This window comes from Streptomyces sp. NPDC055254, assembly GCF_053606025.1.
In genome coordinates, this window is record NZ_JBSGQV010000001.1 from 1 (window position 1) to 12,271 (window position 12,271).

The following is a 12,271-nucleotide window of genomic DNA, read 5'->3' on the forward strand; positions in this document are numbered from 1 at the left end:
ATTTTTGGCACGCTGTTGAGTTCTCAAGGAACGGACGCTTCCTTCGTACTCACCCTGACGGGCTTTCCTCCGGGCTTCGTTTCGTTCTGTTCTTGCGTCTCCGACTCTACCAGACTCTTTCGTGTCCGATTCCCGGTCGAAACGGGTTTCGCTTTCCAGGTTTCCGCTTTCGCGTTTCCCTTTCCGGCGAGTCCGACTCTATCAGAACCGATTCCATGTCGTTTCCGACCGGATTCGAATTCCAATGGCCTTCGGAAGGCCTTTCCCTTTCGGGAGAACCAGACTTTATCAGGTCTCCCCGGTCCGGATTCCCACCCGCTCACGCGAACCGTCGGAACACACGTGTGTGCCCGAGTGCCGTGCGCGGTGGAGACGTAAACGTACTGGAGCGGGGCCCCCGGATGCAAATCCGGTTGCCCCGCTCTCCTGCGGTCGCTACGGCGAGGGTCAGACCTCGACGACGACGGGGAGGATCATCGGGCGGCGGCGGTAGCTGTCCGAGACCCACTTGCCCATGGTGCGGCGGATGAGCTGCTGGATCTGGTGCGGCTCGGCCACACCGTCGGAGGCCGCGCGCGCGATGGCCTCCTCGATCTTGCCGATCACCGGGCCGAAGGCGCCGTCGTCGATGCCGGAACCGCGGGCCTGGATGTTCGGGCCGCTGACGACCTTGCCCGTGGTGCTGTCGACCACCACGTAGACCGAGATGATGCCCTCGTCACCCAGGATCCGGCGGTCCTTGAGCGAGGCCTCCGTGACGTCGCCGACCGAGAGGCCGTCCACGTACACGTAGCCGGCCTGGACCTTGCCGGAGATGCGGGCCTTGCCGTCGATCAGGTCGACGACCACGCCGTCCTCGGCGATGACGATGCGGTCCTTGGGGACGCCCGTCAGGGCACCGAGCTCGGCGTTGGCGCGCAGGTGGCGCCATTCGCCGTGGACCGGCATCAGGTTCCGCGGCTTGCAGATGTTGTAGAAGTACAGCAGCTCGCCCGCGGAGGCGTGGCCGGAAACGTGCACCTTGGCGTTGCCCTTGTGGACGACGTTGGCGCCCCATCGGGTCAGGCCGTTGATCACGCGGTAGACCGCGTTCTCGTTGCCCGGGATCAGGGACGACGCCAGGATCACGGTGTCGCCGGGGACGATCCGGATCTGGTGGTCGCGGTTGGCCATGCGGGACAGGGCCGCCATCGGCTCGCCCTGGGAACCCGTACAGACCAGGACGACCTCATGGGCCGGCAGGTCGTCGAGGGTCTTGACGTCCACGACGAGGCCGGCCGGGACCCGCAGGTAGCCCAGGTCGCGCGCGATGCCCATGTTGCGGACCATCGAGCGGCCGACGAAGGCGACCCGGCGGCCGTACTCGTGGGCGGCGTCGAGGATCTGCTGGATGCGGTGCACGTGGCTGGCGAAGCTGGCCACGATGATCCGGTTGTGGGCGTTCGCGAAGACCGTGCGCAGGACGTTGGAGATCTCGCGCTCGGGCGGCACGAAACCGGGGACCTCGGCGTTCGTCGAGTCCGAGAGGAGGAGGTCGATGCCCTCTTCGCTCAGGCGCGCGAAAGCGTGCAGGTCGGTGAGGCGCCTGTCCAGCGGGAGCTGGTCCATCTTGAAGTCGCCGGTGGCGACGACCAGGCCCGCGGGGGTCCGGATCGCGACGGCCAGGGCGTCCGGGATGGAGTGGTTGACGGCGATGAACTCGCAGTCGAAGGGGCCGAGGTTCTCGCGCTCGCCTTCCTTCACCTCAAGGGTGTAGGGGCGGATGCGGTGCTCCTGGAGCTTGGCCTCGATGAGGGCCAGCGTCAGCTTGGAGCCGATCAGCGGGATGTCCGGCTTCTCCCGGAGGAGGAAGGGGACGGCGCCGATGTGGTCCTCGTGCCCGTGGGTCAGGACGATGCCGTCGATGTCGTCGAGCCGGTCCCGGATGGACGTGAAGTCCGGCAGGATCAGGTCGATGCCCGGCTGCTCCTCCTCGGGGAAGAGGACGCCGCAGTCGACGATCAGCAGGCGGCCGTCGAACTCGAAGACGGTCATGTTGCGGCCGATTTCGCCGAGACCACCCAGAGGGGTGATGCGCAGGCCGCCCTTGGGCAGCTTCGGCGGGGGACCGAGTTCAGGATGCGGATGGCTCAAAAGTATCTCCTCACCACACACGCCACGTACCTCGGAAGGCACGTGGCGCGCATGTCATTCGTGCTCTTGCTTCGTCTTTTTGATCTTGCGTATTCAGTTGTGAAGTCTTGTCAGAGCTGTACCCCGCCGGCGGCAAGGTCGATCTTGAGCTGCGCCGTCTCCTCGACGGACAGCTCGATCAGCGGGAGCCGCAGCGGCCCCGCGGGCAGACCCTGCAGTCCCAGTGCGCCCTTGGAGGTCATCGCGCCCTGGGTGCGGAACATGCCGGTGATCACGGGGAGCAGCTTCTGGTGGATCTCGGTGGCCTTCTGGACGTCGCCGCCCACGTAGGCCTCCAGCATGGCGCGCAGCTCGGGGGTGACCACGTGCCCGATCACGGAGACGAAGCCCACCGCGCCGACCGACAGGAGCGGCAGGTTCAGCATGTCGTCGCCCGAGTACCAGGCCAAGTCGCTGCGGGCGATGGCCCGGCTGGCAAGGCCGAGATCGCCCTTGGCGTCCTTGTTGGCCACGATACGGGGGTGCTCGCCCAGCCGTACCAGGGTTTCGGTGTCGATCGCGACACCAGTGCGGCCCGGGATGTCGTAGAGCATGACCGGCAGGGCGGTGGCGTCGGCGATGGCCGTGAAGTGCCGGTAGAGGGCCTCTTGCGGCGGCTTGCTGTAGTACGGGGTCACCGCGAGGAGGCCGTGGGCGCCGATGCGCTCGGCGTCGCGGGCCAGTTCCAGGGTGTGGCGGGTGTCGTTGGTGCCGATGCCGGCGACGACGTGGGCGCGGTCTCCGACCGCTTCGAGGACGGCTCGTACGAGGTCGTTTTTCTCCGCGTCGGTGGTGGTGGGCGACTCACCGGTGGTGCCGTTGATGATCAGGCCGTCGTTGCCTGCGTTCACCAGGTGGGCGGCGAGTCGCTGCGCGCCGTCGAGGTCGAGTGAGCCATCCGCCGTGAACGGCGTGATCATGGCGGTGAGGACCCGCCCGAAGGGGGTCTGCGGAGTCGAGATCGGAGCCATGGGTAACACGCTACTCGCTGCCATGCTCGCGGAGTCCTTCGGGGACTTCAACAGTGTGTTGGACGCCGGCACTGCCTGCTCGGGGGTTCAAGCAGTGCCGGGTCCGTTTGATCAGCCTAGATGAACTTTACGAAACGCCGCAATACGGACACTTGGGACTTGACTCCGCACATGCGTACGCCGCGAACGTCCCGGAGCCTACGGGGCCACGCGCCCGTTGCCGTTGAAGGCCGCGTACGTGAGCGGCATCAGCGAGGCCCAGTGCTGCTCCATCTTCTCGCCGACCATCTCGATCTCCCGCTGCGGGAAGGACGGGACCGCCGCCAGCTCGTGCTGCGTGCGCAGACCGAGGAAGTGCATGAGCGAGCGCGCGTTGCACGTCGCGTACATCGAGGAGAAGAGACCGACGGGCAGGACCGAACGGGCGACCTCGCGGGCCACGCCCGCCGCGAGCATCTCCTGGTAGGCCTCGTAAGCCTGTCGGTAGGAGTCCTCCATGACGCGGCCGGTGAGCTGCTGCTGCGCCTCGGTGCCCTCGACGAAGACGTACTTGCCCGGGCGGCCCTCCTGGACGAGCTTGCGCTCTGCGTCCGGGACGTAGAAGACCGGTTCGAGCTCCCTGTAGCGGCCGGATTCCTCGTTGTACGACCAGCCCACGCGGTGCCGCATGAACTCGCGGAACACGAAGATCGGGGCGCTGATGAAGAAGGTCATCGAATTGTGCTCGAACGGGCTGCCGTGCCGGTCCCGCATCAGGTAGTTGATCAGCCCTTTGGAGCGCTCCGGGTCCTTCCGCAGCTCCTCCAGGGACTGCTCGCCGGCCGTGGAGACGCGGGCCGCCCACAGCACGTCGGAGTCGGCGGCGGAGTGCTTCACCAGCTCCACCGTCACGTCACTGCGGAAGCTGGGTTTCAGATCTGAAGCGGCGCTGTCGCTCACCGGGGTCCTTCCAAACGTGCGTTCCTGGGGCGCGCCCACTCTACGTCGCCGCTCACCGCCCCTCGCGCACCCGCACGCGGGTCCGGGAACAACCGTGCGGCTGACGCAGTGCCATGGCTTCTGGTGAATGTCCCGGAATCCGGCACCGATTGCGCGCCTCGCGCGTCCTACAGAAGAGAACGCACCGCATCTGCCGTCGCCGCCCCCCAGGGCCCCTGTCGTGAGGAGAGTCGCTGCTGTGTTCCTCCGGCGCGAGAACGTCCCCTTCGCCTTCGTCGCCGAGGCCGATCCCTTCCGAAGCAACGTCACTCCACCGCCGCGCGAGCGGATGAGCAGGACCCAGATGGCCGCCCGTAGTCTGGTCGGGCTGACCGTGGTGGCGGGCCTCGCCGGATCGCTGCTCTTCGGCATGCCGGCGCTGGAGCCGAGCAAGGCACCGGAGACGTCGCAGCAGTCCGGGGCGTCCCAGGGGCGGTAGCCTCACGGGCACTGCCCAACCGAACGTGCATGTGAGTGAGGTACAGCCGTGCCCCTGCCCTTCCTGACGGCCGACGGCGTGTTCGACGCGGATGACGACGGCGGCGAGGTACTGGCCCACGACGACCGCGACCGCTGGCGGCGTCCCTACCGGCCCGGACCCTGGCGGGTCGCCATCGCCGCGCTGCTGCTCCTGCTGTCGGCCTTCATGCTGCTGGCCACGATGATCGTCGGCTTCGTCGGCGCCTGGGGCGGGGCGAGCGTATGCCTGGTGCTGGCGCTCGGCGTCCTCGGATCGGCCTTGCGGATCCTGCGCGCCGGGGTCTGGGTGAGCCGTACGGGCCTGCGCCGGGTGGCGTTCTTCGGGACCCGCTCCATCGCGTGGAGCGAGATCGCCGACGTGCGCACCGTGCAGCAGCCGGTGCGCTGGCTGGGTCTGCCGAGGACCGTGCAGGGCCAGGCGCTGACGGTGGCCGGGCACGGCGGTGCGCAGCTGCCGGTGCTGCTGACCGACCACAACGCCGACTTCCTGTCCCGGGCCGAGGCCTTCGACCGCGCGGCCGACACGGTCGAGGCCTGGGCGGAGGAGTACCGGCCGGTCGCCGCCTGACGCGCGGACGGCACGCACGCACGGGGGCCCGTACGGGTATCTGGCCTGTACGGGTATCTGGCCCGTACGGGTATCAGGCCCGTACGGGCTTTCCGTCGTGCAGGGCGATCGCCCGCTGCATGGCCTTGCGCGCCCGCGGGGTGTCGCGGGCGTCGTGGTAGGCGACGGCGAGCCGGAACCAGCTGCGCCAGTCCCCCGGAGCGTCCTCGGTCTCGGCCCGGCGGCGCGCGAAGACCTCGTCGGCGGAGTCGCGCCGGATGCGGCCGTACTGGTCGCGTTCCAGCTCGTCGACGGGCAGTCCGCCCTCGGCCTCCAGCTCGGTCGCGAGCTGGTTGGCCCGGGTGACGAACCGGGTGTTCTTCCAGAGGAACCAGATGCCGATGACCGGCAGGATCAGCACGGCCACGCCGAAGGTGACGGTGAGCCAGGTGCCGTGCCGGATCAGCATCAGGCCCCGGCTGCCGACCAGGACGAAGTAGACGACCAGGACGGCGGCCGTGAGGAAGTACGTGATCTTCGCGCGCATGGTGGTCGATTCAGCCCAGGTCGAGGAAGTTTTCCAGGCCGAAGGTGAGGCCCGGGGTCCGCACCACACGGCGGGTGCCGAGCAGGATGCCCGGCATGAAGCTGCTGTGGTGCAGGGAGTCGTGACGGATGGTCAGGGTTTCGCCCTCGGCGCCGAGGAGCACCTCCTGGTGGGCCAGCAGGCCGCGCAGGCGGACGGCGTGCACGGGGACCCCGTCGACGTTCGCGCCGCGCGCGCCGTCGAGGGCCGTGGCGGTGGCGTCGGGCTGCGGGGCGCAGCCCGCCTCCGCACGAGCGGCCGCGATGAGCTGCGCCGTACGGGTCGCCGTGCCGGAGGGGGCGTCGACCTTGTCGGGGTGGTGCAGTTCGACGACCTCGACGGACTCGAAGTAGCGGGCTGCCTGGGCCGCGAACTTCATGGTGAGGACGGCGCCGATGGAGAAGTTCGGGGCGATGAGCACACCGGTCTGCGGGGAGCCGGCCAGCCAGGTGTTCAGCTGCGCGAGGCGGTCCTCGGTCCAGCCGGTCGTACCGACCACTGCGTGGATGCCGTGGCGGATGAGGAAGTCCAGGTTCCCCATCACGGAGGCGGGGGTGGTCAGCTCGACCGCGACCTGGGCGCCGGCTTCCGCCAGCGTCTCCAGTTTGTCTCCGCGGCCGAGCGCGGCCACCAGTTCCATGTCCTCGGCGGCTTCGACCGCCTTGACGGCCTCGGCGCCGATGCGGCCCTGGGCTCCGAGGACTGCCACGCGCAGCTTGCTCATATCCATGTCCTTAAATCAGCACAGACTTACCTACGTGAGAACTGGTGCTGTGGCCGGCGAGGTCCACAGCACTAGGCGACCACTTCGTCGAGGCGGCCGGCCTGCTTCTCCTTCAGCGGGCCGATCACCGCGAGCGAGGGGCGCTGGGCCAGTACATCCTGCGCGACCGCGCGGACGTCGTCCGGGGTCACGGCGGCGATCCGGGCCAACATGTCGTCGACCGACATCTGGTCGCCCCAGCACAGCTCGCTCTTGCCGATGCGGTTCATGATCGCGCCGGTGTCCTCCAGGCCCAGGACGGTGGATCCGGAGACCTGGCCGATGGCACGCCTGATCTCCTCGTCGCTGAGCCCGTCCGCGGCGACCTTGTCGAGTTCGTCGCGGCAGATCCGCAGCACGTCGTGCACCTGGCTGGGCCGGCAGCCCGCGTACACGCCGAACAGGCCGGTGTCGGCGAAGCCCGAGGTGTACGAGTACACGCTGTAGGCCAGGCCGCGCTTCTCCCGGACCTCCTGGAAGAGGCGCGAGGACATGCCGCCGCCGAGGGCGGTGTTCAGCACGCTCAGGGCCCAGCGGCGCTCGTCGGTGCGGGCCAGGCCGGGCATGCCGAGGACCACGTGGGCCTGCTCGGTCTTGCGGTTGACCAGGTCCACGCGGCCGGCCGTGCGGATCCGCTTGGTGCCGGTGCGCGGGCCGACGGGCTCGGCGTCGGTGCGGCCGAGGGCGCCGGCCTTCTCGAAGGCGGCGCGTACCTGGCGTACGACCTTGGCGTGGTCGACGTTTCCGGCCGCGGCCACGACCAGGTGGGTCGGGTCGTAGTGCTTCTTGTAGAAGCGGCGGATCCGGTCGGCGCCGAGGGCGTTGATCGTGTCGACCGTACCGAGGACGGGACGCCCGAGCGGGGTGTCGCCGAGCATGGTCTTCGCGAACAGGTCGTGCACGCAGTCGCCCGGGTCGTCCTCGGTCATCGCGATCTCTTCGAGGATGACGCCGCGCTCGGCGTCGACGTCCTCCTCGCGGATGAGCGAGCCGGTGAGCATGTCGCAGACCACGTCGATGGCCAGCGGCAGGTCGGTGTCGAGCACGCGCGCGTAGTAGCAGGTGTACTCCTTCGCCGTGAAGGCGTTCATCTCGCCGCCGACCGCGTCGATCGCGGCGGAGATGTCGAGGGCACTGCGCTTCTCGGTGCCCTTGAAGAGGAGGTGCTCCAGGTAGTGCGTGGCGCCGTTCAGCGTGGGGGTCTCGTCACGGGAGCCGACGTGCGCCCAGATGCCGAAGGTGGCGGAGCGGACGGAGGGCAGCGTCTCGGTGACGATGCGCAGTCCGCCGGGCAGGACGGTGCGCCGGACGGTGCCGATGCCGTTCCGGCCCTGGAGGAGGGTTTGGGTACGGGTGACGGCCCGCCCCTCCGAGGAGGGGCGGGCCGTCACACGGGAACTACGCGACATCACTTGTCGGAGTCGTCCTTGTCTGCGTCATCGGCGGCAGCATCGGCGGACTCGCCGTCGACCACGGGGATCAGGGAGAGCTTGCCGCGCTGGTCGATCTCGGCGATCTCCACCTGGACCTTGGCGCCGACCGCGAGCACGTCCTCGACGTTCTCCACGCGCTTGCCACCGGCGAGCTTGCGGATCTGCGAGATGTGCAGCAGGCCGTCCTTGCCGGGCATCAGGGAGACGAAGGCACCGAAGGTGGTGGTCTTGACGACCGTACCCAGGTAGCGCTCGCCGACCTCCGGCATGGTCGGGTTGGCGATCGCGTTGATCGTGGCGCGGGCGGCCTCGGCGGCCGGGCCGTCGGAGGCACCGATGTAGATGGTGCCGTCGTCCTCGATCGTGATCTCGGCGCCGGTGTCCTCCTGGATCTGGTTGATCATCTTGCCCTTGGGGCCGATGACCTCACCGATCTTGTCCACCGGGATCTTGACGGTGATGATCCGGGGGGCGAACGGGGACATGGCGTCCGGCGTGTCGATCGCTTCCATCATCACGTCGAGGATGTGGAGGCGGGCGTCGCGGGCCTGCTTGAGGGCGGCGGCCAGGACCGAGGCCGGGATGCCGTCGAGCTTGGTGTCCAGCTGGAGCGCGGTGACGAACTCCTTGGTACCGGCGACCTTGAAGTCCATGTCGCCGAAGGCGTCCTCCGCACCGAGGATGTCGGTGAGGGCGACGTAGTGCGTCTTGCCGTCGATCTCCTGGGAGATCAGACCCATGGCGATACCGGCGACGGGGGCCTTGAGGGGCACACCGGCGTTCAGCAGCGACATGGTGGAGGCGCAGACCGAGCCCATGGACGTCGACCCGTTGGAGCCGAGGGCCTCGGACACCTGGCGGATCGCGTAGGGGAACTCCTCGCGGGTCGGGAGGACCGGCACGATCGCGCGCTCGGCGAGCGCGCCGTGGCCGATCTCGCGGCGCTTGGGCGAGCCCACGCGGCCGGTCTCACCGACGGAGTACGGCGGGAAGTTGTAGTTGTGCATGTAGCGCTTGCGGGTCACCGGGGAGAGGGTGTCCAGCTGCTGCTCCATGCGGAGCATGTTGAGGGTGGTGACGCCCAGGATCTGGGTCTCGCCACGCTCGAACAGTGCCGAGCCGTGCACGCGCGGGATGGCCTCGACCTCGGCGGCGAGGGTACGGATGTCCGTGATCCCGCGGCCGTCGATGCGGACCTTGTCCTTGATGACGCGCTCGCGCACCAGGGCCTTGGTCAGGCTGCGGTAGGCGGCGGAGATCTCCTTCTCGCGGCCCTCGAAGGCCGGGAGGAGCTTGTCGGCGGCCAGCTCCTTGACGCGGTCCAGCTCGGCTTCGCGGTCCTGCTTGCCGGGGATGGTCAGCGCCTGGGAGAGCTCGCCCTTGACGGCGGCCGCGAGGGCCTCGAACACGTCGTCCTGGTAGTCCAGGAAGACCGGGAACTCGCCCTCGGGCTTGGCGGCCTTGGCGGCCAGGTCGGCCTGGGCCTTGCAGAGGACCTTGATGAACGGCTTCGCGGCGTCGAGACCCGCGGCCACGACCTCCTCGGTCGGCGCCTCGGCGCCGCCCTTGACGAGGGCGATGGTCTTCTCGGTGGCCTCGGCCTCGACCATCATGATCGCGACGTCGCCGTCGTCCAGGACGCGGCCCGCGACGACCATGTCGAAGACGGCGTCCTCAAGCTCGGTGTGCGTCGGGAAGGCGACCCACTGGCCGCGGATCAGCGCGACGCGGACGCCGCCGATCGGGCCGGAGAAGGGCAGGCCGGCCAGCTGGGTGGACGCGGACGCGGCGTTGATCGCGACGACGTCGTACAGGTGGTCCGGGTTGAGCGCCATGATCGTGGCGACGACCTGGATCTCGTTGCGCAGGCCCTTCTTGAAGGACGGGCGCAGCGGGCGGTCGATCAGGCGGCAGGTGAGGATCGCGTCCTCGGAGGGGCGACCCTCGCGGCGGAAGAACGAGCCGGGGATCTTGCCGGCCGCGTACTGGCGCTCCTCGACGTCCACCGTCAGGGGGAAGAAGTCGAGCTGGTCCTTGGGCTTCTTCGACGCGGTGGTCGCGGAAAGCACCATCGTGTCGTCGTCCAGGTAGGCAACGGCGGAGCCGGCGGCCTGGCGGGCCAGACGGCCCGTCTCGAAGCGGATGGTGCGGGTGCCGAAGGAACCGTTGTCAATGACGGCCTCGGCGTAGTGGGTCTCGTTCTCCACTAGCGTTTTCTCCATTTTCGTCGTCTCCGTCCGCCACCCGTGTGGTGGCGAACGGTTGCGGAGAAGCGCTCCTGGCCTGGGGCCGGTCTTCGATCGAAGCACCCGGTTCGTTGCCCGTCGGGGCATTCCGGGTGCCACTACCGAGGACCGGCGGCGTAGGGAGGGCGCTCCTCCTCTTCGGTTGTGCACGTCCTCGCGCGTCTCGCGCGTCTTCACGCGTCTTCTCAGGTCATGTCCGACCTACACGCTTCTCAGACGTGCGCGTGCGTCCTCTCCAGACTACAAAGGGTCCGGTCGGTCCCGCACGTACAGCAAAGGGAGCGGCCCCCGGATGTGGGAACCGCTCCCCTTCACGCCGTGTTACTTGGCGCCGGCCGCACCGCGGCGGATGCCGAGGCGCTCGACCAGCGTACGGAAGCGCTGGATGTCCTTCTTGGCCAGGTACTGCAGCAGGCGGCGACGCTGGCCGACCAGGATCAGCAGACCACGACGGGAGTGGTGGTCGTGCTTGTGCGTCTTGAGGTGCTCGGTCAGGTCCGAGATGCGGCGGGACAGCATGGCGACCTGGACCTCGGGAGAGCCGGTGTCGCCCTCCTTGGCACCGAACTCGCTGATGATCTGCTTCTTCGTAGCGGCGTCGAGCGGCACGCGTACTCCTCGTTTAGGTCTTCGTAGCCACCGAGTGCCCCAGGTCTGAGTCTCTGGGGAGCTTCCGTTACTCGGGAGGCGGGGTCCGCTGAGCGCAGCCTCCAGAGGACTCCGGGGGCGCGTACACAAACGGCCGTAACACAGCGTACCAGGCTGCCGCACGCCCGCGTCTCAGCTGGTGAGCGCGCGGACCTCGGCAAGATCGTCGGGAAACGGCCGCCGGGGGACGGGAACGTGCGCACCGGGTGCCGAACCGGGCCGGGGCTCCGCGGCCTCCGCGAGGTCGAGCCGTCGCCTCCAGAAGAGTGACAGACGGGGGCGGGCGGGGCCAGTGGTTTTCTCGGGGGTGAAGTAGGGGGCGGGGCGGAGGCCGGCGGCGACGCTGAGTCACCGGGGGGACCGGGGGGACCGGGGGGACCGGGGGAAATCGGCGGGCGGATCGGGCCGGGGTGGCGGTGCGGCGGTCGGTCGGGGGTGGGGCGGTCATGGTGCCGGCGGACCTCTTGGATCACCTGGGTCCTGGATCAGCCGGCTCCTGGATCAGCCGGCTCCTGGATCACCCGTGGATCCTGGAGCACCTGGATCACCCGGAAAGCTCCCGGTGGAGCCGGGTCGTCGCCGATAATCGGCAGCGGAGACCGAGCAGGACCGCACCACCGAGGGAAAGGCCGCGCATGGGCACCCAGCAGGAGAAGGACGAGCTGTACGCGCTCGACATCAGCGGTGTCGAGTGGGAAGGCCCGCCCGGGACCAGCCCGGAGGAGGAGCGCGTCGAGATCGCCCGGCTGCCCGAGGGCGCGGTGGCCATGCGGTCCTCGCTGGACCGGGAGACCGTGCTGCGGTACACCGCCGCCGAGTGGGAGGCATTCGTACTGGGCGCCAGGGACGGCGAGTTCGACCTGGACCGCCATCACCCCTGAGGGCGGCGGCAGGACGGACGACGGAAGGGGCGCGCCCGGTGGGGCGCGCCCCTTTCCGTGCGTACGCGTGCGCGGTGCGGGTACGGGAGCCCAGCACGGGTGCGGCGTACGGGCGCCTGGTGCGCGTACGGGCGCCTGATGCGCGTACGGGTGCCTGGTGCGGGTACGCGTCATGCGTGCGTACGGGTGGCTGGTGCGGGTACGCGCCGTGCGTACGGTCCGGTGCGGCGGCCCCCTCTCCCTCCTTCAACGTTGCCTCTTCGTCCTCTTGTTCTCGTCCCGCTCTGGTCCCCTTTCATCCGGCCGGTGGGAGTCGGCCGTGAGCCGACGGGGGATCACCTCCTGTGGGAACCAACCCCGTTGTCCGAGGCGACCTTGAACATGTCCGAAGCCGCGTGCCGCAGTGCGGAGAGCGGGGAGGGGCAGTTGCCGTGCGGCGGACCGCTGCGGGCACTATGAGAGGTGCGTCCGGCCAGCCGGGGAGGGGTGCGTCGACGGGGGCGGACTCTGGCGGGCGGAGCGCGATTAGGCTGAGCGTGGGCGCGGCGTCGAGGTGGGCGCCGGAC

General features: G+C 69.1%; 11 protein-coding genes. 3 read left to right on the forward strand and 8 right to left on the reverse strand.

From position 1 onward, the window contains the following. Window positions 1-447 precede the first annotated feature (447 nt). The 3 genes from ACWFQ8_RS00005 to thyX all read right to left on the reverse strand — a co-directional run bounded on the left by ACWFQ8_RS00005 (window position 448) and on the right by thyX (window position 4,082). Window positions 448-2,133, reverse strand: a complete 1,686-nt coding sequence (locus ACWFQ8_RS00005) for a ribonuclease J (RefSeq protein WP_453783906.1) — start codon at window positions 2,131-2,133, stop codon at window positions 448-450. Between the two features lie 110 nt (window positions 2,134-2,243). Continuing rightward, window positions 2,244-3,143, reverse strand: coding sequence for a 4-hydroxy-tetrahydrodipicolinate synthase (dapA, locus tag ACWFQ8_RS00010; protein WP_453783907.1), 900 nt, complete (start codon window positions 3,141-3,143; stop codon window positions 2,244-2,246). Between the two features lie 198 nt (window positions 3,144-3,341). Continuing rightward, on the reverse strand, window positions 3,342-4,082 hold the full coding sequence (gene thyX, locus ACWFQ8_RS00015; RefSeq protein ID WP_453783908.1) for an FAD-dependent thymidylate synthase: 741 nt from the start codon (window positions 4,080-4,082) through the stop codon (window positions 3,342-3,344). A gap of 238 nt (window positions 4,083-4,320) precedes the next feature. On the opposite strand from thyX, the gene ACWFQ8_RS00020 reads away from it, so the two are divergent. Both ACWFQ8_RS00020 and ACWFQ8_RS00025 read left to right on the forward strand, forming a co-directional pair. Further along, a complete protein-coding gene (locus ACWFQ8_RS00020; RefSeq protein WP_453783909.1) occupies window positions 4,321-4,560 on the forward strand; it encodes a hypothetical protein in 240 nt (79 codons plus the stop codon). Between the two features lie 48 nt (window positions 4,561-4,608). Beyond that, window positions 4,609-5,169 carry a PH domain-containing protein gene (locus ACWFQ8_RS00025; RefSeq protein ID WP_453783910.1) on the forward strand — a complete coding sequence of 187 codons (561 nt, stop codon included), beginning with the start codon at window positions 4,609-4,611 and terminating at the stop codon, window positions 5,167-5,169. A gap of 73 nt (window positions 5,170-5,242) precedes the next feature. On the opposite strand, the gene ACWFQ8_RS00030 is transcribed toward ACWFQ8_RS00025, so the two are convergent. The 5 genes from ACWFQ8_RS00030 to rpsO form a co-directional block, all read right to left on the reverse strand. Beyond that, window positions 5,243-5,695 (reverse strand): hypothetical protein, encoded by a 453-nt coding sequence (locus ACWFQ8_RS00030; RefSeq protein ID WP_453783911.1) that lies wholly within the window; start codon window positions 5,693-5,695, stop codon window positions 5,243-5,245. Between the two features lie 10 nt (window positions 5,696-5,705). Then, the gene (gene dapB, locus ACWFQ8_RS00035; RefSeq protein WP_453783912.1) at window positions 5,706-6,458 is read right to left on the reverse strand and encodes a 4-hydroxy-tetrahydrodipicolinate reductase; all 753 of its coding nucleotides are present in this window, start codon (window positions 6,456-6,458) and stop codon (window positions 5,706-5,708) included. A gap of 71 nt (window positions 6,459-6,529) precedes the next feature. Then, a complete protein-coding gene (locus ACWFQ8_RS00040; protein ID WP_453783913.1) occupies window positions 6,530-7,909 on the reverse strand; it encodes a M16 family metallopeptidase in 1,380 nt (459 codons plus the stop codon). Further along, window positions 7,906-10,137 carry a polyribonucleotide nucleotidyltransferase gene (locus ACWFQ8_RS00045; RefSeq protein ID WP_453784269.1) on the reverse strand — a complete coding sequence of 744 codons (2,232 nt, stop codon included), beginning with the start codon at window positions 10,135-10,137 and terminating at the stop codon, window positions 7,906-7,908. Before ACWFQ8_RS00045 ends, ACWFQ8_RS00040 begins: the two co-directional genes overlap by 4 nt. A 360-nt stretch (window positions 10,138-10,497) precedes the next feature. Continuing rightward, on the reverse strand, window positions 10,498-10,785 hold the full coding sequence (rpsO, locus tag ACWFQ8_RS00050) for a 30S ribosomal protein S15 (protein ID WP_031143997.1): 288 nt from the start codon (window positions 10,783-10,785) through the stop codon (window positions 10,498-10,500). Between the two features lie 674 nt (window positions 10,786-11,459). Here rpsO and ACWFQ8_RS00055 point away from each other — a divergent pair. After that, the gene (locus ACWFQ8_RS00055) at window positions 11,460-11,705 is read left to right on the forward strand and encodes a DUF397 domain-containing protein (protein WP_384539037.1); all 246 of its coding nucleotides are present in this window, start codon (window positions 11,460-11,462) and stop codon (window positions 11,703-11,705) included. Window positions 11,706-12,271 lie beyond the last annotated feature (566 nt).